We start from the raw sequence: 19461 nt of genomic DNA on the forward strand, positions 1-19461 counted from the left end.
CGCGCCACCGGAGTTCGGGAGGGCAGGGAGTGCGGGGAGTGCGGGGAGGGACGATGCGGGACACGATCGAGGAGTGCGAGCGCGCCGGGCACGAGGACGGCCTCGCCGCCGGGCTCGCGCTCGCGCTCGACGGAGCCGGGGCCGCCGCGGCCCCGGGGCGGCTGGCCGCGCTGCCCCGCGCCTCGGTGCCGCGGGGCGCCCGCGTGGTGCCCCACGCGCTGGCCGAGCGCGAGGGCGTCGCCTTCGTACGCCCCGGCACGGGCGGCGCGCTGCCGTCAGGCCGACTCACCGCGCTCGGCGCCCGGTTGGCCGCGGCGCGGCTGGGCACCTCGCGGCGCCTGATGGACCGGGTGGTCGCCCACCTGGCCGCCCGCGAGTCCGGTGGCGAGCCCCTGATCCGCAAGCAGTTGGTGCGCGGCGCCCTCGCCGACGCCCTGGTCACCGTCGAGACCACCCGCCGCACGCTCGTGGTCGCCGCGGCGGTGGGCGCCGCGGTGGCCGACGCCCACGACCGGCTGACCTCACTCGACTGGGAGCTCGCCAAGCTGCTCGGCGCCTCCGGCTACGCGGGCGAGGGCGCGACCCACACCGCGTTCGTCTCCAGGCTCACCGCCAACTGCTGGGTACCGAGGGAGGGTTCACCTTGAACGAGCTGCCTGGCGAGCTGCGGCGGCTGGCCGATGGCAGCCGCGAGCTGGCCGCCGAGCTGCGCGGCCTCGCGCTGGCCGTGGACGCCGACCCGCACGACACCGCCCCGCTGCGCGCCTCGCCCGCCCTCGAGCTGCTGCGCGTCATCGGCACGCCCCGCCCCTTCCGCGCGCACCCCGTGCCCGCCTGGGCCGAGCCCTATGGCGACAGCCGCCTGGCCCGCGTGGTCGCCAACGTCGAGCTGGCGCGCGGCGACGCGGGCGCGCTCAACGCGTGCGCCGCGCCCTCGCTCGCGGGGTTCACCGTGGACGCGCTGGGCGACGCGGACCAGCAGAAGGCGTTCTACGAGGAGGTGGCGAACGAGCGGCCCTGGACGTTCTTCGGCATGACCGAGCCCGACCACGGCAGCGACGCCACCGCGATGCGCACCCGCCTCGACCCCGACCCCGAGGGCGGCTTCAGGCTGCACGGCGCCAAGCGCTATGTCGCCAACGCCGCCCGCGGCACCATCGGCGTCGTCTGGGCCCGCACCGGGCCCACCCCGCTCTCCCTGAGGGCCGTCGTGCTGCGCCGCCCCGCGCCCGGGTTCACCGGCGCGCCCCTGGAGACGCTGGGTCTTCGGGGCGCGTGCCTGGGCGAGATGGCGTTCGACGGCGTGCCCGTGCCGCCCGATGCCATACTCGGCCGCCACCTGCCCGCCTCGCGGCGCGGACTGTGGGGCGCGAACCGGGCGTTCGGCGTCGTGCGGCTCCAGATCGCCGCGCAGGCGCTGGGGTCCGCGTTCGCGCTGCGGGACGCGGTGCGCGCGCTGCGCCCCGGGTGGGCGGGCCACGCGCCCGTGTCGGCGCGCCTCGCGGCCGCGCGCGAGCTGCTGTACGACCTCGCCGCCGCGTCCGACGCGCGCCCCGACGACCGGCGCCCGCCCTCGCTCGCGAAGCTGCACACCGCCGCCCTGGCCGTCGAGGTCGGGCGCTGGGCCGAGGCGGCCCTGCCCCCGGGCTCGCTGGTGGAGCACCCGCTGCTGGAGAAGTGGTGCAGGGACGTGTGCGCGTTCGAGTTCATGGACGGCACGAGCAGCATCCTGCGCCTCGCCATCGCGCCCGAGGCCACGCCCCAGCGGGCGCCCCACGGGGCACCCCACCAGGAGAGAACATGACACAAGCCGAACCCCGCCCGCCGAGTTGGTCGAGCCGCCCGTACACCGAAGAGGACGACGACGAGGTGCTGGCCCTCTTCACCGAGCCGGACTTCCACTACCGCACGGACCAGCCCGACACCCGCCCCGCGTGGGAGATCAGGCGGCTCATCGGCGACGACACCAGGGTGCTGCTCGCCGACGGCCGCGTCACCGGCCTGTACGCCCTCAGCGCCGAGGGCGCGGACCACGGCTGCCACTACCTGCTCGCCCTGCGCCTGAAGGGCTCGGCGCCCGACGCGTGGTGGCTCGACGCCTACCGGGAGATCCTGCGGGCGGCCCGCTGGCGGCACGAGATCGTGCGGCTCTCCACCCGCTTCGGCGAGTACGACGCCCGCGGCCTTGAGATCGCCGCGCGGCTCGGGCTCGTCCGCGAGGGCACCCTGACCGGCGTGACCGCGCGGGACGGGCAACGCCACGGACTCGTGTTCTTCTCACAGATCTGGACCCCCGCGTCATGAGACTGCGCGGATACCGCGACGGCGACAGGGCGCTGCTCACGGGCCGCTGGCTGCCGGGCGAGCTGCTCGGCCTGCCGCTGCCCGGCTGGCCCGCGCTGGCCGAACCGACCGCCGTGCCACCCCCCTCGGGCCCAGGGGACGAGCTGTGCGTCGCGCCCGGCGCCTTCGTCCGCTACGCCGACATCGACTGGGTGGGCCGCAGCGCGCGCGTCGAGACCGGGCGCGCGCCCGACGCCCCCACCACGGCCGAGGCGCTGCTTGAGGCGGCCGTGGCCCATGGCTTCCACCGGCTCAACCTGCGCCGCCTCTACGGCTGGGTGACGCCCGCGGCGCCCACGCCGACGACCGCACTGACCGACGCGGGCTTCACCCGCGAGGCATCCGTGCCCGAGCACCTGTGGCTGGGCGGACGCGCCGTCGAGCGCGAGATCTGGGGGGCGCTGCGCCATGACTGACCTCACACCGCTCGACCCCGCCTCCGCCGCCGCCGGGCTGCGCGAGGCCGGGGACGGGGCCCGCGGGTTCCTCGGCGTCGACCCGGTGACGGACAACGACGCGCTGCTGGCCCGCCGCCTCGCCGCCATCGACGCCCAGGTCTTCCGCGCCGGGGACACCCTGCTCGGCGCCGCGCCCAACCCGCACCAGCCGCGGCAGGCGTATGTCGCCAGCACGTCGGCCGACGAGGCGGCGCTGCGCGCCCTGTTGGGCTTCCTGGTCACCTATCGGCGCACCACGTCCTGGGTGGCGTTGGCGGAACGCGGCGCCCCCGCCGTCGAGGCGCTGCGGCGCTGCGGCTTCGAGGAGCGCGGCGCGCTGCGCGACCACCGCTTCAGGGCGGGGGCCGCGGTGGATGTGCTCGTCTGGTTCGGAAAGGCGGCCGCGCCATGCCCTTCGTGACCGTCAGGCACTTCGCGGACGAGGACATCCCGCTGCGCCTTGAGCTGCTGCGCGAGGAGCGGTTCCAGGCCAACCTGTCGGACTTCGCGGTGGCCGCGTCCGACGACGAGCTGGTCGCCGACGTGCGCCGCACCATCGCCGAACGCCAGGACGAGCGGCGGATCTTCACCCTGTGCGGGCCCAAGGGCCAGGTGATGGGCTTCGCCTGGATCACCTCGATCGACTGGCGCAACCAGACGTGCGAGCTGTCCTTCGGCGTACTGCCGCGCCACCGCGGCGGCCCCGGCGCGCTCGGCGTCCAGGCCGCGCACGACTACATCAGGGCCGAGCTCAACATGCGGGTGATCGTCAACCAGGTGCTCGAGCACAACACCATGCTCCAGTCCGCCCGCACGATGGCCGAGAGCCGCCAGGTGCGCTGCGACTACGACTCCTACACGGTCGGCGCGTGGCGTTCCGCCTGCTACTGGTCCCTCACCGACGACGACGTGCGCGAGCAGCGGGCGCAGAAGCTCGCCCGCAGGCGCGTGCTCGCCGACCGCATCCGCGCCAGGACCGGGGAGCTGCCGTGACCGGCTATCTGCACCACCCCACGATCGAGGGCGACACCGTCGTGTTCGCGTGCGAGGACGACCTGTGGTCGGTCCCGGCCGCGGGCGGGGCCGCCACCCGGCTCACCGCGGGGGGCGCCGAGGCGGCCCGCCCGCGGCTCTCGCCCGACGGCCTGCTGATCGCGTTCACCGGGGCCGAGGACGGGCCCACCGAGCTGTATGTGATGCCAGCGGCTGGCGGCCCCGCGCGGCGGCTGACGTTCCAGGGCGCCCGCTGCGCCCCGGTCGGCTGGCACCCGCGCACCGGGGAGGTCGTCTATGCGAGCACCGCGGAGCGGCCCACGGGCTTCGGCTACCGCCTGTTCGCCATCGCCCCCGAGGGCGGCGCGCCCAGGCTCCTGTCCCAAGGGCCCGCGGACACCGTGGCGTTCGGCCCCGGGGGCGGCGTGGTCGTCGGCCGCAACACCGGGGACCCGGCGCGCTGGAAGCGCTACCGAGGAGGCTGCGCCGGGGAGTTGTGGGTGGGGCCGCGCGAAGGCGGGCCGCTGACGCCGCTGTTGGAGCTGCCGGGTAACGTCGCCTGCCCGTGCTGGGTCGGCGAGCGGGTCTTCTTTCTCAGCGACCACGAGGGCGTGGCGAACGTCTTCTCCTGCCGCCCCGACGGCACCGGGCTGACCCGCCACACCGACCACCGCGAGCACTACGCGCGCCATCTGGCGGGCGACGGGCGGCGGTTGGTGTACCAGGCGGGGGCGCGGCTCCATCTGCTCGACCCGGCCGACGGCGGGCCCCTGCCGATCGGTGTGTCGCTGCCCGCCACCCGCGCGGGCGCGGCGCGCAGGTTCGTGCCCGCGGGCGCCTACCTGGAGTCCGCCAGGCTCAGCCCCGACGGCGCCACGCTCGCCGTGGCGGCGCGCGGCCAGGCGTTCACCATGCCGCCCTGGTCGGGCCCGGTGCGGCGGCATGGCAGGACGGAAGGGGTCCGCTACCGGCTGCTCGACTGGCTCCACGACGGCGCCCGCCTCGTCGCCGTGGCCGGTGACGAACGGCCGGGCGAGCGGCTGGTGTTGCTGTCCGCCGACGGCGGCGAGGCGGAGACCGAGCTGGTCGGCCGCGACCTCGGCTGCGTGACGGAGCTGGCCGCGTCGCCCGCCTCCGGCCTTGTCGCGTTCGCCACCAGCAGGCAGCGCCTGTGGGTCGTCGACGCCGACGCCGCGTCGCCCGAGCCAAGGCCGCTCGACACCGGCGCGTTCGACCGGATCGCCGACCTGGCGTGGTCGCCCGACGGCCGCTGGCTCGCCTACACCTACCCGCACGGGCCCCACCACTCCGCGATCAAGGTGGCGGACGCGGTGACCGGGAGAGCGTTCTCCGTCACCGATCCCGTGCTGCGCGACAGCAGGCCCGCGTTCGACCCGGGCGGGCGGTTCCTGTACTTCATCGGGCAGCGCGACCCCAGCCCCGAGTACGACCAGGTGCGCTTCGACATGGGGTTCCCGTTCGGCAGCAGGCCCTATCTGGTGGCGCTGCGCGCGGGCGACCCCTCGCCGTTCCGCACCGGTCCCCCGCTGCCGGGGCCCGCGGTGGCGGACGGCGACGAGGCGGCGCCCGTGGAGATCGACCTCGAAGGCATCGAGGACCGGGTCGTCCCGCTGCCCGTGCCCGAGGGCCGCTACGCCGGGGTCGTCGGGCTGCCGGGCCGGGCGCTGCTGCTGTCCGTGCCGGTCGCCGCGCCCGACCCCGAGGCGCCCGAGGCCGCGCCCGAGGGGGTCGTCACCCTCGTCGAGTGGGCGACGTCCGAGGTGACCGAGCACTGGCTCGGCCCGCTCGACGAGATCGTCGCCTCGCGCGCGGGCGACCTGCTGCTGTACCGCCGCGCCGACCGGCTGCGGGTGCTGGCCGCCGACGACGCGGGGCGCGTGGCCGCCGAGTACCCGGCCACCGACGCCCCGCCCGGGCCCGCGACGGGCTGGGTCGACCTGGACCGGATCACGGTGCCGCTGCACCCGGCCGGGGAGTGGCGGCAGATGTTCCGCGAGGCGTGGCGGCTCCAGCGCGAGTCGTTCTGGGACGCCGGGATGGCCGGGGTGGACTGGGACGCGATGTACGCGCGCTATGCGCCACTGGCGAAGCTGGTCTCCCGCCGCTCCGAACTGTCCGATCTGATCTGGGAGTTGCAGGGCGAGCTGGCCACGTCGCACGCCTATGAGCAGGGCGGCGACCACCCCAGGGGGCCCTCCCACGCCCAGGGGTTCCTCGGCGTGGACTGGACCGTGGACCTCGGCGTGGACCTCGGCGTGGACCTCGGCGTGGACGGGGCCGTGGACGCCGCGCCCGGTGGCGAGGGAACGCCGCGCTGGAGGGTCGGGCGGATCCTGCGCGGCGACCCGTGGAACCCGATGGCGACCTCGCCCTGCAACCGCCTCGGCGCGGACATCGCCCCTGGCGACGCCGTCGTCGCGGTGGGCGGCCAGCCCGTCGGCCCCTCGGGGCCGGGCGAACTCCTGGTCGGCCAGGCCGATCGCGAGGTCGAGCTGACCGTGGTGCGCGGGAGAGGGACGCCGCGCCGCGTCACCGTGCGGGCGTGCGCGAGCGAGTCCAGGGCGCGCCTGCTTGACTGGGTCGGCGAGAACCGCGCCCTGGTGCGCCGCGCCTCGGGGGGCCGACTCGGCTATCTGCACGTGCCCGACATGATGGGCACGGGCTATGGCGACTTCGTGCGCGGCTTCCTGGCCGCGCTCGAACACGACGGGCTCATCGTGGACGTGCGCTACAACTCCGGCGGCCATGTGTCGCCGCTCCTGCTCGACCGGCTCGCGCGCCGCGGCGGCGGCACCCAGCGCGGGCGGTGGAACGGCGTGAGCCGCTACCCCGCCGAGGCGCCGGGCGGGCCCATGGCGGCGCTGGTCAACGAGCACACCGGGTCGGACGGCGAGATCTTCGCCCACCGCTTCCGCGCCCTCGGCCTCGGGCCCGTCGTCGGCAGGCGCACCTGGGGCGGGGTGATCGCCACCTGGCCGCGCCATGTGCTGGTCGACGGAACGGTCACCACCCAGCCGGAGTTCCGCTTCCACCTCGACGGCGTGGGCGACCTGCTGGAGAACCGGGGCGTCGAGCCCGACCTGTGCGTGGACCAGCCGCCGCGCCTGGGCGCCCCCGCCGCGCCCGACGCCCAACTGACCGCCGCCGTCGAGCTGTTGCTGGCCCGGCTGGACGAGGCCGACCGCGCGCCCTCGGACCGGGGGTGGACCGGCGTCGAACGCGCCGCGCCCGCGCCCGCGTTGGCCACGCCGCCGCCCCCAGGGCCGCCGCGGTGATCCCGGCGCCTGGCGAGTGCCACCTCTGGCTCGCGCCCGTGCGGCCGCGCGCCGGATGGCTGGCGCTGCTCGACCGGGCGGAGCGCGAGCGGGCCGACCGCCTCGGCGGCACCCCGGCGGGCGAGGTGTTCGTCACGTCGAGGGGCGCCCAACGGCTCGTCGGCTCCCGCTACTTGGGCGTGCCGCCCGAGGCGGTGCGCACCGACCGCTCCTGCCAGGCGTGCGCGGGGGCCGCGCATGGCCGCCCCCGGTTCGTTGGGGCGGCACGGGCCGGGCTCGACTACTCGGTCTCGCACACCGAACGCTGGCTGCTGATCGCGGTCACCAGCGGCGGCCTTGTGGGCGTGGACATCGAGGACCTGGCCGCCGTGCCCGACGCGGAAGGGCTCGCAGGGGCGGCGCTGACCGCGGGCGAGCGCGCGCGGTGGGCCGGGCTGCCGCAGGCCGAGCGGGACGCGTGGCTGCTGACCGCGTGGACGCGCAAGGAGGCCGCGATGAAGCTGACGGGCCTCGGGCTGCGGGCCGCGCCGCGCGGCCTCGACGTCCGCGGGCCCGCGGTCGCGGCGCACGGCGTTCCCCGCTGGCCCGCTGGGCCCGTTCTCCTGCACAGCCTCTCCGCGCCCGCGGGCCATGTCGCCGCCCTGGCGACCACGGCGCCGCTCGGGGCGCTGCGCAGGTTCGCGCTGCCCGACGCGCCCGCGCCGAGCCGGGCGGTGGGAAGGGCGGCGGCAGAATCCGGGTAGTGGTTACCCATCCCCGAACGGCCCGCCTCTGCCAGGCTTTTCCGCGTGACCCGACTCGCCGTCCCCGACCGGCCGCAGGACGCGGCCCTGGCCCCCTGGTGGTGGGCCCCCGGGCTCACCCTGGGGGAGCGCCTGGCCGCGCCCGACCCGCCGCCGGGCGGCGCCGCGCCCACGGGTGAGGACGACCTGGCGGCCTTGAGCCGCGGCGGGTTCGCCGCCCGCCTCGCCCGCCTCGGGCTCGACGAGGGCGCCGTCGCGGCGCTGCGCGCCGAGCCGCCCGAACGGCTCGGCGGGCGCGCGCCCAGGCCGCCATGGGCGGCGTTCGTCGAACGCGCCCTGGCGCACGAGCGGCGCGAAAGGCCCGGGCTCGCCGAACGCCCCGATGACGCACGGGTGTTCGTGCCCGTTGTGCGCCCGCTGAGCGACGCGGCCGAGCGCGAGTTGGCCGAGCGGACGCGCCAACTGCCGGGCTGGGCCGTCGACTCGGCCGCGGTGTGCGCGGGGACCGGCGAGTGGATCGCCGTCCGGCTCGCCGAACAGGCCGCGCGCACGCTGGTCCTCGAGCTCGACCGGTCCCGCGCCGCGGGTCGGCTGGACGGCGAGGGGCCGCGCGAGCGGTTCGACGACTTCGTGGCGCGGCTCGCGACGGGGCGCGGCCTGAAGGCCCTGTTCGCCCGCTATCCCGTGCTCGCCCGGCTGCTGGCGCAGACGTGCCTCGGCGCCGTCGCGGCCACGGCCGAGCTGCTGACCCGGTTCGCCGCCGACCGCGCCGTGATCGTCGCCGAGCTGCTCGGCGGGCGCGACCCCGGCGCGCTCACAGGCGTCGAGCACGGCCGCGGCGACCCGCACCAGCGCGGCAGGTCCGCGGCGGTCCTGCGGTTCGCCGACGGGCGCGCCGTGCTCGCCAAGCCGCGCTCCCTCGGCCAGCACCGGCTGCTCGAACGGCTGACGGCCTGGCTCGACGCCAAGGTGCCGGGGCTCGGCGCCCGCACCCCGCTCTCGGTCGCGGGCCAGGGGTATGGCTGGATCGAGTTCATCGAGCACCGCCCGTGCCGCACGACGGCCGAGGTCGCGCGCTTCCACCGCAGGCAGGGCGGGCTGATGGCGCTCCTGCACGCCGTGGACGCCACCGACCTGCACTTCGAGAACCTCATCGCGTGCGGCGACCAGCCCGTCCCCGTCGACGCCGAGACGCTGCTGCACCCGACGATCCCCGAGGCCGCCATCACCGGGCCCGACCCCGCGGCCGAGGCCCTGGCCGACTCCGTCCACCGCACGTGCGTCCTGCCGCAGTTGCTGATCGGCGAGCACGGCGCGCTTGACATCTCCGCGGTCGGCGGGCGGCCAGGCGGCACCCGCGAGGGCGTCACCTGGGACGGCGCGGGCACCGACCGGATGCGCCTGGTGCGCGGCGGCGTCCCGTTCGAGGGCAGCCAGAACCGCCCGCTGCCCGGCGGCGCGACCGCCTCGCCCGCCGACTTCGAGGCCGCCCTGCTCACCGGCTTCCGCGCCGCGTACGACGCGATCGTCGCCCACCGCGACGAACTGATCGGCCCAGGGGGCCTGTTGACCGGCCAGGACGACGAGCCTGGCCGCCTGATCGCGCGCGCCTCCCGCCTCTACGCCACGCTGCTCGACGAGTCCACCCACCCCGAGGTGCTGCGCGACGCCCTGGCGAGGGACGCGGTGTTCTCCGTGCTGTGGACGGACTCGGCGGGCGACCCGGTCAGGCAGGCGCTCATCGAGGCGGAGATCCTCGACCTGTGGGCGGGCGACATCCCCATCTTCTTCCACCGCCCGTCCGGCACGGAGGTGCGCACCTCCGAGGGCCAACGCCTGCCGGGGCTGCTCGCCGAGCCGAGCCTCGCCGCGGTGCGCAGGAAGATCGCCGCGATGGGCGAGGTGGACCGGCACGGCCAGGAGTGGATCATCTCCGCGACGCTCGCCACCGGGCGCCAGGGCGCGGGCCCGCCCCACCGCGGGGCCGCCGCCGCCCTGCCCCAGGCACCGGCCGTCGCGCCCGAGCCCGAGCGCTTCCTCGCCGCGGCCTGCGGCATCGCCGACGAGATCGTGGGCCGCGCCATCCACGGCCCCGACCGCGCCAACTGGCTCGGCCTCGAACTCGTCAACGACCTCCACTGGACCGTGCTGCCGATGGGCGCGGGGCTCGGCCAGGGCTACTGCGGCGTCGCCCTCTTCCTCGCCCAGCTGGGCGCGTTGACCGGGGCGAGCCGTTACACCGACCTCGCCGCGAAGGCGCTCACCGCGCTCCCCGGGCTGATCGCCTCCCTGGCCGCCGAGCCCGAGTTGGGCCGCGCCGTGGGCCCCGGCGCCTTCCACGGTCTTGGCGGCATCTGCTGGGCGACGGCCCGCCTCGCCACGCTGCTCGGCGACGACGCGCGCGGCGCGCTGCCCTCGGCCGTCGACGCGCTCGCGCTCGCCGCGACCGCCCCCGACGCGCCGCGCGGCGTGACCGCGGGGCTCGCCGGGGCGCTGGCCGCGGCCGGTGCCGTGCACGCGGAGCACGGCCTGCCGAGCGCCGCCGAGCTGGCCGCCGACCTCGCCGCGCGCCTGGCGCGCTCCGCCGCCGAGCCCCAACGAGCCGCCGCAGGCCCGGGGTTCGCGCACGGCGACGCCGGGGTCGGCTGGGCCCTGGCGCGCCACGCGCCCGACCGGGCGGCCGGGGCCGCGGGCTCGGCGCTGCTCGGCACGGCGCTCGCCGACGCAGCGGCCGCCGACGCGGCCGACGAGCCCGCGACCGGCTGGTGCGAAGGCGCGGCCGGGGTGCTCCTGGCCGCCGCCGACGGCGGCACGGCCCAGCGCCCGAACGCCCAGGAGCACGTGGGCACCCTCACAGGGCTCCTCACCCGACGGCCCCCACGAGCCGACCTCAGCCCCTGCCACGGCGAACTCGGCACCCTCGAGGCACTCGCCGCCCTCGCCACCGCGGGCCACGAGCCCGCGGCCGCGGGGTACACCAGGCGCGCCGCCGCCGTGCTCGGCTCGCTCGGCCGACACGGCCACCGCTGCGGAACGCCTGGCCATCTGCCCTCCCCCGGGCTGCTCACCGGCCTGTCGGGCATCGGCTACTCCCTGCTGCGGCTCGGGTTCCCCGGCACCGTTCCCTCGGTGCTGCTCCTGGAGCCAGGACCGCACCGCTCCCCCGCCCCCCACTCACGTCCCGTCCGCCCCACCTCCTCGCAGAAATGGATGCCATCCTCATGACGCAGCCGGAGTCGAACGAGACCACCATGACCCACCCCACCGACACCACCGCGGCCTTCGACCCCACGGGCCGGGCCGAGAACCCAGAGAACCCAGAGAACGCCGAGAGCCCCGAGAACGCCGACCCGGCGGGCCGGATCAAGCTCTCGGGCCGCAACCGCCTCGGCGCGGGCGTGCGCGTCCTCGCCGGGCTGACGCTGGGCAGCGGCATCATCGCCGGGCTCGGCAGCATCGGCGGCGGGGACACCTCGGTGTCCATCATCTGACGACCGCGGCCATCTGAGGACCACGGCGGTCGCGAAGCTTCGTCTTCCCGTCACGGTCAGGCGCTACGATCCAGCACCATGCCTGTCCATGTCGCCCGCGTCATCGGTCGTGACGGCGAAGTCGCACGCCTCACCGGCCTGTTGAGCCAGACCCGGCGGGGACGCGGCAGCGCCGTATTCCTGGTGGGCGAGGGCGGCATCGGCAAGTCGAGGCTCGCCGCCGAGGCCGCGGGGATCGCCGTCGACCAGCGCATGCGCGTCCTGCGCGGACGCAGCGGCACCATCGGGCCCGTGGTGCCGCTGCGTCCGCTGAGCGAGGCGTTGATGCCCCTCTTCCGCGGCGGCGACGTCGCCGATGTGCTGGCCGACCCCCACCTCGGGCCCTACCGGCCCGTGCTCGGCCGCCTCATCCCCGACCTCGCCGAGGGCCACCGCGAGGGCAGCTCCATGGTGGTCCTCGGCGAGGCGCTGCTGCGCCTGCTGACCGCCCTCGGCAGGGACCGCGCGAACCTCCTCGTCATGGAGGACCTGCACGACGCCGACACCGAGACGCTCGCCGTACTCGAATACCTCATCGACAACGTCGACGGCCTGCCCGTCATGCTGCTCGGCACCGTCAGGGCCGAGGAGTGCCCCGCGATGGACCTGGCGCGCGCCACCGCGCGGCGCCGGGCCAGCACCCTGCTCAGGCTCCCGCTGCTCAGCCGCGACGATGTCGCGCGCATGGTGGGCGACTGCCTGCGGGTCCCCCCCGACGAGGTCCCCGAGGAAGCCCTTGAGCGCCTGTGGAACGACAGCGTCGGAAACCCCTTCCTCGTCGAGGAGTTGCTCCAGGGCATGATCGGCAACGGGTCGCTCGTGCGGTCCGAGAGCGGCTGGCGCGCCGACGGCGACCTGCGCAGCGACGTCTCGAGCGCCCTGCTGTGGGGCACGGTGCGCCGCATCGACCGGCTCGGGCCCCAGGGGATGCGGCTGCTGTCCGCCGCCTCCGTGCTGGGGCGGCGCTTCTCCCTCTCGGTCCTCCAACGGATGACCGGGATCGACGACCACAGCCTGCTCAGCCATCTGCACGCCGGGGTCGCCGCACAGCTGGTCGTCCCCGACGAACCGGCCCCCGACTGGTACGCGTTCCGGCACCCGCTCACCGTCGAGTCGATGCTCGCGCAGCTCACCCCCGTTAGCCGGGCCGCGCTCTCCGAGCAGGCGGCCGACGCGATCGAGGCGCTGCACCCCGAGCTGCCCGGCTCCTGGTGCCCGCTGGCCGCCGAGCTGCGCGCCGCCGCGGGCGACGACGCCAGGGCGGGGCGGCTGTTCGCGACGGCGGGCCGCAGGGCGCTGGCCGGGGGCGCCGTCGGCTCGGCCATCACCCTGCTCGACCGCGCCGAGCGGCTGCTCGCCTCGGGGTCCGATCTCACCGCGCGCGCCGAGGCGTTGGAGCACCTGATCCCCGCGCTCGCCGAGGCCGGGGACTTCGAGCGCGCCTTCAGCCTGACCGAACGCCCGGGCGAGCTGGTCCGCTCGGGCCTCGGCGCGCCCCGGGTGGCCGCCCTGCACACCAAGCTCGCCAAGGCCGCGCACCTGGCGGGCCGCTGGGCCGACGGCAACGCCCAGATCGCGCTGGCCCGCGCGCAGCTGGGCGGCGAGGCCGAAGGGTCGCACACGGCGTCCGTCGACGTGACCGAGGCGTATCTGGCCGTGGACACCCCCGGGCCCGAACGCACCAGGTACGCCGAGAAGCTGGCCCGCCGCGCCATCGAGGCGGCCGAGGCGCACGGCCTGCCCGCGGTGGCCTGCGAGGCATGGCAGCTGCGCGGCATCCTGGCCAGGGAGCGCGACCTGGACGAGGCCACCGCCTACTCACGGCAGGCGCTGCGCATCGCCGAGCGGCACAACCTCCCCATCCACCGGATCTACGCCATGTCGCGGATCGGCGGCGACCGCTGGCTCGCCGACGGCTCGACCGAGGGCCTTGAGGCCGTGCGGGCCGAGGCGCAGCGGGTCGGCGCGATCACGGTCGTCCACATCACCGACGGCATCCTCTACCTGCACGCCGTCCTGGGCGGGCGGCAGGCCGACGGGGCGCGGCTGAGCGACGAGTGCCTGGCCACGGCCGCCAGGCTGCGGCTGGGCTCGGTGGCCCGCTATGTGCTGATGGCCAAGGCGACGGCGGCGGCCCACCGGGCTGACCGCGCGGCGATGGAGCGCGAGCTGGCCGAGTTCGAACGCTGGGACGGCAGCGGCTCGCCCGAGGAGCCGCTGGCGGTCGGGCTCGCCCAGGTGTTCTGCTCTCTACTTGAGGAGGACAGGGCGCGGGCGCTCCAGGAGCTGGGCGCGCTCTCGGCGTTGGAGGAGAAGAGCCCCAGCGTCTTCCACCTGGCGGGGCGGCACGGCCTCGGTCTGTTCCTCGACGTCCTCGGCGGGGCGGCGGGGCGCGCCCAGTACGAGGCGGTCGTGGACACCGCGGCGGGCCGCATGCGCTGGAACCGGCACTTTGTGCTCCTCGCGCACGCCGCGCTGCTCGGCCGCGAGGGCCGCCACGACGAGGCGCTGGCCACGGCCCGCGAGGCGCAGGAGCTCGCGGCGCCGCACCCGTTGGCGCTCCACCTCGGGCTGCGGCTCCTGGGCGAGGAGGCGCACGAGGCGGGCTGGGGCGAGCCCGTGGACTGGCTGCGCAGGGCCGAGCACTACTTCCAGCGGGCGTCCGTGCCCACCGTGGCGGGCGCCTGCCGCGCGCTGCTGCGCCAGATGGGCGCCTCGGTCCGCCAGTACCGCGACGGCAGCGACCGCATCCCGCTCCAGCTGCGCGCCCAGGGGGTGACGGTCCGCGAGTACGAGGTGTTCCAGCTGCTCGCCGACCGCCCGAGCAACAAGGACATCGCCCGCCGCCTGCACATCTCGCCGCGCACGGCGGAGAAGCACGTGGCGAGCCTGATAGCCAAGACGTTCCAGGACAACAGGGACGCCCTGTGCGACCTGTCCGCGTCCCTGGCGACCTCGAAGAGCCCCGAGGGGGCCTGAGGGGCCTGAAGGGCGCGGTCCTTGATCCGCCGTCACGGTGTTGACCCGCCGTCACCCGACCGACGTGCGGGAGGCGAGGCGGCCCGCCAGGTGCCAGGTGCGTTCGCGTTCGCGGGGCGAGCGCAGGCCCGTCTGGGTCAGCACCACCTCCGTCGCCCCCGCGTCGAAGTAGCGGCGGATGCCCGCGGCGACGGTGTGCTCGTCGCCGATCAGGGCGAGTTCGACGGGGTGCGTGGCGCCCTCGGCGGCCAGCACCTGCCGGTAGGAGGGAACGGTGGCGTAGGCGCTGAGGTGCACGGCGGCGATCTGGCGCACCACGTCGACGTCGTCGGTCACCACGGCGGGCACCGCCGCCACGATCCTGGGCACGGGCCGCGCCGCCCCGGCCGCGGCCGCGGTGACCACGGGCACGATCCGCTCGGCCAGCGTGCGCGGCCCGGCGAGGAACGGCAGGGTGCCATCGGCCAGTTCGCCGGTGACGGCAAGCGCCTGCGGACCCATCGCCGCGACCAGCAGCGGGGCCCCGGCGCCGCCCGCGACGGCGGTGGGCAGGGGGGGCCGCGCGGTGACGGTGCGCCCTTCGAGCAGCGGCCGTTCACCCGCGAGCGCCTGCCGCAGCACGGTCAACGACTCGCGCAGATGCCGGATCGGCGGCGGATACGGGGTGCCATAGGCGGGTTCGAGCAGATCACGCACGCCCGTGCCGACGCCGAGGACGAACCGCCCGCCGGTGGCCGCCTGCGCGGTCTGCGCGTGCGACGCCAGCGTCAGGGGGTGGCGCGGGTAGAGCGGGACGACATGGGTGCCCACCGTGATCCCCGGCACCTCGCGGCCCGCGATCGCGGCGAGCGTGATCGCGTCGTGCTGGAACAGCTGGCTGAACCAGACCGACGTCAGGCCCGCGTCGGCGGCCTGGCGCGCCTGGCCGACGAGCTGGTCGACGGCGTTGCCGTGCCAGACGACGTCTCCAGCGGGGAGCGCGACTCCGATGGTCATGCGGTGTGTTCCCTTCGTGTGAGCGCCGGTTGGCCCGCGGGGGCGCGGCGCGTTTCGGGTCGTGCGCGGGTCCTGGACTGCCGGGCCGTGGCCCCGCGGTCGGCGTCGTCGAACGCCGCCCTGGCCGCGAGCAGGTGGCGCAGGGCGGCCTCGCCCGCCCGGTCCCCGGCGCGCAGCGCGGCCCGCAGGGCGCACGCGCCCGCCTCGCGCCATTCGGCCGTGCGGGCCTGCTCACCGCCTGGGCCAGCGGCGGCGACCGCCAGGCCCCAGCTGTGGGCGGCCTCGCCGACCGCGGCGGCCTGGCGGACGGCGGCGAGCAGGGCCGTTCGCTCGGCCGCCCACCGGTCGCCAGGACCGGCGAGGACCGCCTCCACGACGGGCGCGGCCAGCGGCCAGCGGGCGGCGGGCCCGCGGGGCGGGCGCGGGCCGCCGCGGCGCGCCGCGGCCTCGTCGGCCAGGTGCAGCCACGCCCCGAACACCCGGCGCAGCGCGGCCCTTCGCTCCTCGGGCGGCTCGTTCGCGGCCAGCAGCTCGCGCGCCAGGAGGCGGGCCAGCGGGTGGACGCGATAGCGGGCGGCGGCGCCCGTGCCGCCCACGACGTCCACCAGGCGCGCGTCGACCAGGGTCTCCAACGCCTCGGCCGCGGTGCGGGGTTCGTCGTCGAGCAGCGGGGCGGCGAGCCACGCGGCGCAGGTGCCGGTCTCCAGCAGGCCCAGCCTGCCGAACAGGCGCCTGGCCGCGGGCGGCAGCGTCTCATAGCCGCGGCGCAGGCTCGCGCGCACGTCGATGCCGTGGTGGCCGAGGTGATCGAGCCGGGTCCGCTCGTCGCGCAGGCCCGCCACCAGGTCGGCCAGCGTCCAGTGCGGGCGCGCGGCAAGGCGCGCCGCCGCCCCGGCCAGCGCGAGCTGCAACCCCCCGCACAGCGCGGCCAGTTCGCGGGCCTCACGCGGCTCGGCGCCGACCCGTTCGGGCCCGAGCAGGGCGGAGAGCAGCTCGATGGCGCCCCGGGTGTCGAGCACGTCGAGCTCGTAACGGGCGGACCCGGGCGGCGCCGCGGTCCTCGCGCGGGTCGTCACGATCAGACGGCAGTGCGAGGCCCCCGGCACCAGCGGCCTGATCTGCGCCTCGTCCGCGGCGTCCTCGATCACGGTGAGCACCCGGCGCCCGGCGAGCGCGCTGCGGTAGAGGGCCGCGCGCCCCTCCAGGTCGGCGGGGATCTCGGCGGCGGCGAACCCCAGCGCCCACAGAAAGCTCTCCAGCACGTCCGCGATGTCATCGGCGCGGCCCGCTCGCCCCGCGCGCTCGCCGCGGTCGGCGAGCCCCGCGTAGAGCTGCCCGTCGGGGAACTCGGGCGCCAGGGCGTGCGCGGCCTCCAGGGCCAGCGCCGACTTGCCGACGCCGCCGCGCCCCGTGATCACCGCGACCCCGGCGGCGCCCGAGCCGGGGTCGGCGAGCAGCCGCGCCCGCAGCGCCGCGAGCACGTCGGCGCGTCCGGTGAAGGGCGCCGTGCGCGCGGGCAGCATGCGCGGCACGGGTCTCGCGCCGCCCGGAGGCGGGGGAACGGGCTCGCGCGGGCCGGGGTCGGCCCTCCCCGTCAGGATGTCCTGGTGGAGGCGGCGCAGCTCGGGCCCGGGTTCAAGACCCAGCTCGGCCACCAGCGTGGCGCGCAGCGAACGGTAGGCGGCCAGCGCCTCGACGCGGCGGCCACCGCGGTGGAGCGCGGTCATGAGCTGGCCCACGAACCGTTCCCGCAGGGGGTGTTCGGCGACCATCGCGGCCAGGTCGACGGCCACCTCGCGGTGCAGGCCCAGGCGCAGCTCGGCCTCGGCGCAGTCCTCGACGGCCTCGATCCGCCGCTCGGCGGCGCGCACCGCGTGGTCGCGCACCACCGGGCTGTCGACGCCCGCCATCGGCTCGCCCCGCCACAGCGCGAGGGCTTCCCGCAGCGCGCGCCTGGCGAGGTGGGGCGCCCCCGCGGCCAGCGCGGCCCTGCCGCGGGTCACCAGGTCCTCGAAGACGGTCAGGTCCAGCTCGTCGCGGTCCACCTCGATGACATAGCCGACGCCACGCGTGCGGATGCGCTCCCCCAGGCCCGCCCGGTCGAGCAGCCGCCGCAGGGCGGAGACGGCCGTCTGCACCTGAGCGCGGGCGGTCGCGGGCGGGCCCGCGCCCCACAGGGCGTCCACCAGCCCTTCGAGCGACACCAGCCTGCCCGCGTTCAACAGCAGCAGGGCGAGCACCACTTGCTGGCGGCGCGCGGTCACCAGCACCTGCTCCCTGCCGTGCACCTGCATCAGCCCGAGCACGCGGAAGCACGGGGCGGCGGCGAGGTCGCCAGGCGGGGCGGGCGCGGGCGCGCGGTAGGTGGCGTGCGCCGCGGGGCCCCGGTCCTGGCCCTGGCTCTGGCCCTGGCTCTGGCCCTGGCTCTGGTCGGTCATGAGGTCGAGAGTCCGCACTGCTTCCCCCTGGGGTCGCTGGCGGGGCGCCAGCGGAGGCGCCGCGCCATGGGTTTCGTGGCCGTCAGACGAGCACCTCGACCGGCGCCGGATGGCCGAGGAACGCGGTCGGGCTGGCCGTCAGGCCGTACGCGCCCGCCTGGAAGATCGCGATGAGGTCGCCGATCTCCGCCCTCGGCAGGTCCACCCGGTCGCCGAGCAGGTCGAGCGGCGTGCACAGGCAGCCGACGACCGTGACGGTCTCGGGGGCCGCCTCCCGATCGGCGGCGGCGCGGCCTGCGGTGGTGGCGCGGTCGGTGGCGCGGTCGGCGACCGCGAGCGGGTAGTTGCGGCGGATGACCTGGCCGAAGTTGCCCGAGGCCGCGAGCTGGTGGTGCAGGCCGCCGTCCACCACGAGGAACGTGGTGCCGCGCGACTCCTTGCGGTCGATCACCCGGGTCACATACACGCCCGCCTCGCCGACCAGGTAGCGGCCGAGCTCGATCACCACGCGGGCGTCCGGCAGTTGGGGGCGCACGCGGGTGGCCATCAGCTCGGCCAGGTTCTCGCCCACCTCGGCCAGGTCGAGCGGCTGGTCCCTCGGCGCGTAGGGGATGCCGAAGCCGCCGCCGAGGTTGAGATAGCGCAACGGGCCGGGCGCGGCTTCGGCCAGCCGCAACGCCAGGTCCACGGTGCGGCGTTGGGCCTCTGACACGCTGTCGGCCCGAAGGTTCTGGGAGCCCGCGAAGACATGGAAGCCGAGGAAGTCGAGCCCCGCGGCGGCGAGTTCGGCCAGCACCTCGGGCACGCGTTCGGCGTCGATCCCGAACTGCTGGGCGCCGCCGCCGAGGCGCATCCCGGCGCCCTTGACGGTGAAGTCGGGGTTCACCCGCAGCGCCACCCGGGCGCGCAGCCCGAGCCGTTCGGCCACGTCACGCACCCGCGCCAGCTCGTTGCGTGACTCCAGCTCGACGGTGACGCCGGCGGCCACCGCCTGGGTCAGCTCGGCCGTGGTCTTGCCCGGTCCGGCGAAGCTCACCCGCTCGGGCGGCACCGGGGTGTCGAGGGCGTGGCGCAGCTCACCGCCCGAGGCGACGTCGAAGCCGTCGACGAGCGCGGCCATGTGGTGCAGGACGGCGGGCATGGGGTTGGCCTTGACGGCGTAGCTCAGCTCGACGTCACGCGGCAGCGCGGCGCGCACGTCGGCGACGCGCCGGGTGATCCGTTCGCGGTCGTAGGCGAAGAACGGCGTGCTCCCGACGCGGGCCGCGAGCACGCGCGCGGATATTCCGCCGACCGTGATATTCCCGTCCGCGGGAATCGCGCCCGCCGGATTCTTGCCCGCCGGATTCTTGCCCGCCGGATCGGCGCCCGCGTTCCCTTCCCTATGGCCGGGAAAGGCCGTCTCCCGCACGTGTGTGTTCGCCATCGCAACAACCTCTGCTCGCCTCGAAGCTCGCCCTGAGCACCCACCCTGAGCGCGCCGGGGAGAGACACCCCGGCCCACTCATCGAGAACTGTCCCAAGCGGGTGGTGGGGGCGCATGGGTAGGCGACCCCCATATTCCCCACGGACTCCCCACACTCCCATCACGCGCCGCACGGCCCGGGAAAGCCGCAGCTCAGAGGCGTGACGGGCGAGGGCTGGGCGGGCGCCCGCGGGCATTGGGCGGGCGTTGGCAGCTTCTTGCCCACGATTACCTGCCACCG

General features: G+C 76.5%; 14 protein-coding genes. 11 read left to right on the forward strand and 3 right to left on the reverse strand.

The genetic code is table 11. The features are described from left to right. Positions 1 to 53: 53 nt before the first annotated feature. The 11 genes from DEH69_RS08505 to DEH69_RS08550 all read left to right on the forward strand — a co-directional run bounded on the left by DEH69_RS08505 (position 54) and on the right by DEH69_RS08550 (position 14321). Positions 54 to 647: an acyl-CoA dehydrogenase family protein gene (locus tag DEH69_RS08505; protein WP_113686286.1), complete on the forward strand. Its 594-nt coding sequence runs from the start codon at positions 54 to 56 to the stop codon at positions 645 to 647. Then, positions 644 to 1804, forward strand: coding sequence for an acyl-CoA dehydrogenase family protein (locus DEH69_RS08510; RefSeq protein ID WP_113686287.1), 1161 nt, complete (start codon positions 644 to 646; stop codon positions 1802 to 1804). The genes DEH69_RS08505 and DEH69_RS08510 overlap by 4 nt, the downstream gene beginning before the upstream one ends. Then, the gene (locus DEH69_RS08515) at positions 1801 to 2304 is read left to right on the forward strand and encodes a hypothetical protein (RefSeq protein ID WP_113686288.1); all 504 of its coding nucleotides are present in this window, start codon (positions 1801 to 1803) and stop codon (positions 2302 to 2304) included. The genes DEH69_RS08510 and DEH69_RS08515 overlap by 4 nt, the downstream gene beginning before the upstream one ends. Beyond that, on the forward strand, positions 2301 to 2759 hold the full coding sequence (locus DEH69_RS08520; protein WP_113686289.1) for a hypothetical protein: 459 nt from the start codon (positions 2301 to 2303) through the stop codon (positions 2757 to 2759). Before DEH69_RS08515 ends, DEH69_RS08520 begins: the two co-directional genes overlap by 4 nt. Beyond that, entirely contained in the window at positions 2752 to 3201 is a 450-nt protein-coding gene (locus DEH69_RS08525) for a hypothetical protein (protein WP_113686290.1), read from the forward strand. Before DEH69_RS08520 ends, DEH69_RS08525 begins: the two co-directional genes overlap by 8 nt. Continuing rightward, on the forward strand, positions 3189 to 3773 hold the full coding sequence (locus DEH69_RS31355; RefSeq protein ID WP_181727323.1) for a GNAT family N-acetyltransferase: 585 nt from the start codon (positions 3189 to 3191) through the stop codon (positions 3771 to 3773). Before DEH69_RS08525 ends, DEH69_RS31355 begins: the two co-directional genes overlap by 13 nt. After that, complete coding sequence (locus DEH69_RS08530; protein WP_181727324.1) at positions 3770 to 7069, forward strand: S41 family peptidase; 3300 nt, start codon at positions 3770 to 3772, stop codon at positions 7067 to 7069. The genes DEH69_RS31355 and DEH69_RS08530 overlap by 4 nt, the downstream gene beginning before the upstream one ends. Then, complete coding sequence (locus DEH69_RS31360) at positions 7066 to 7812, forward strand: 4'-phosphopantetheinyl transferase superfamily protein (protein WP_181727325.1); 747 nt, start codon at positions 7066 to 7068, stop codon at positions 7810 to 7812. Before DEH69_RS08530 ends, DEH69_RS31360 begins: the two co-directional genes overlap by 4 nt. A gap of 45 nt (positions 7813 to 7857) precedes the next feature. Further along, entirely contained in the window at positions 7858 to 11037 is a 3180-nt protein-coding gene (locus DEH69_RS08540) for a type 2 lanthipeptide synthetase LanM family protein (RefSeq protein ID WP_113686292.1), read from the forward strand. After that, entirely contained in the window at positions 11034 to 11303 is a 270-nt protein-coding gene (locus DEH69_RS08545) for a hypothetical protein (RefSeq protein WP_113686293.1), read from the forward strand. Before DEH69_RS08540 ends, DEH69_RS08545 begins: the two co-directional genes overlap by 4 nt. A 78-nt stretch (positions 11304 to 11381) precedes the next feature. Further along, positions 11382 to 14321: an AAA family ATPase gene (locus DEH69_RS08550; RefSeq protein ID WP_113686294.1), complete on the forward strand. Its 2940-nt coding sequence runs from the start codon at positions 11382 to 11384 to the stop codon at positions 14319 to 14321. A gap of 51 nt (positions 14322 to 14372) precedes the next feature. On the opposite strand, the gene DEH69_RS08555 is transcribed toward DEH69_RS08550, so the two are convergent. The 3 genes from DEH69_RS08555 to DEH69_RS08565 all read right to left on the reverse strand — a co-directional run bounded on the left by DEH69_RS08555 (position 14373) and on the right by DEH69_RS08565 (position 19181). Then, entirely contained in the window at positions 14373 to 15317 is a 945-nt protein-coding gene (locus tag DEH69_RS08555) for a TIGR03564 family F420-dependent LLM class oxidoreductase (protein WP_113686295.1), read from the reverse strand. Next, positions 15314 to 17755, reverse strand: coding sequence for an AfsR/SARP family transcriptional regulator (locus DEH69_RS08560; protein ID WP_113686296.1), 2442 nt, complete (start codon positions 17753 to 17755; stop codon positions 15314 to 15316). The genes DEH69_RS08555 and DEH69_RS08560 overlap by 4 nt, the downstream gene beginning before the upstream one ends. Before the next feature lie 82 nt (positions 17756 to 17837). Beyond that, entirely contained in the window at positions 17838 to 19181 is a 1344-nt protein-coding gene (locus DEH69_RS08565; protein WP_113686297.1) for a pyridoxal-dependent decarboxylase, exosortase A system-associated, read from the reverse strand. Positions 19182 to 19461 lie beyond the last annotated feature (280 nt).

This window comes from Streptomyces sp. PT12, from assembly GCF_003311645.1.
In the GTDB taxonomy this organism is placed as follows: domain Bacteria; phylum Actinomycetota; class Actinomycetes; order Streptomycetales; family Streptomycetaceae; genus Streptomyces.

Excerpts from the sequence above, each read along its gene's own strand:
- DEH69_RS08550 (WP_113686294.1), top strand. The coding sequence starts at position 11,382 with ATGCCTGTCCATGTCGCCCGCGTCATCGGTCGTGACGGCGAAGTCGCA.
- DEH69_RS08555 (WP_113686295.1), bottom strand. The coding sequence starts at position 15,317 with ATGACCATCGGAGTCGCGCTCCCCGCTGGAGACGTCGTCTGGCACGGC.
- DEH69_RS08505 (WP_113686286.1), top strand. The coding sequence starts at position 54 with ATGCGGGACACGATCGAGGAGTGCGAGCGCGCCGGGCACGAGGACGGC.
- DEH69_RS08545 (WP_113686293.1), top strand. The coding sequence starts at position 11,034 with ATGACGCAGCCGGAGTCGAACGAGACCACCATGACCCACCCCACCGAC.
- DEH69_RS08515 (WP_113686288.1), top strand. The coding sequence starts at position 1,801 with ATGACACAAGCCGAACCCCGCCCGCCGAGTTGGTCGAGCCGCCCGTAC.
- DEH69_RS08565 (WP_113686297.1), bottom strand. The coding sequence starts at position 19,181 with ATGGCGAACACACACGTGCGGGAGACGGCCTTTCCCGGCCATAGGGAA.
- DEH69_RS08560 (WP_113686296.1), bottom strand. The coding sequence starts at position 17,755 with ATGACCGACCAGAGCCAGGGCCAGAGCCAGGGCCAGAGCCAGGGCCAG.
- DEH69_RS31355 (WP_181727323.1), top strand. The coding sequence starts at position 3,189 with ATGCCCTTCGTGACCGTCAGGCACTTCGCGGACGAGGACATCCCGCTG.
- DEH69_RS08520 (WP_113686289.1), top strand. The coding sequence starts at position 2,301 with ATGAGACTGCGCGGATACCGCGACGGCGACAGGGCGCTGCTCACGGGC.
- DEH69_RS08525 (WP_113686290.1), top strand. The coding sequence starts at position 2,752 with ATGACTGACCTCACACCGCTCGACCCCGCCTCCGCCGCCGCCGGGCTG.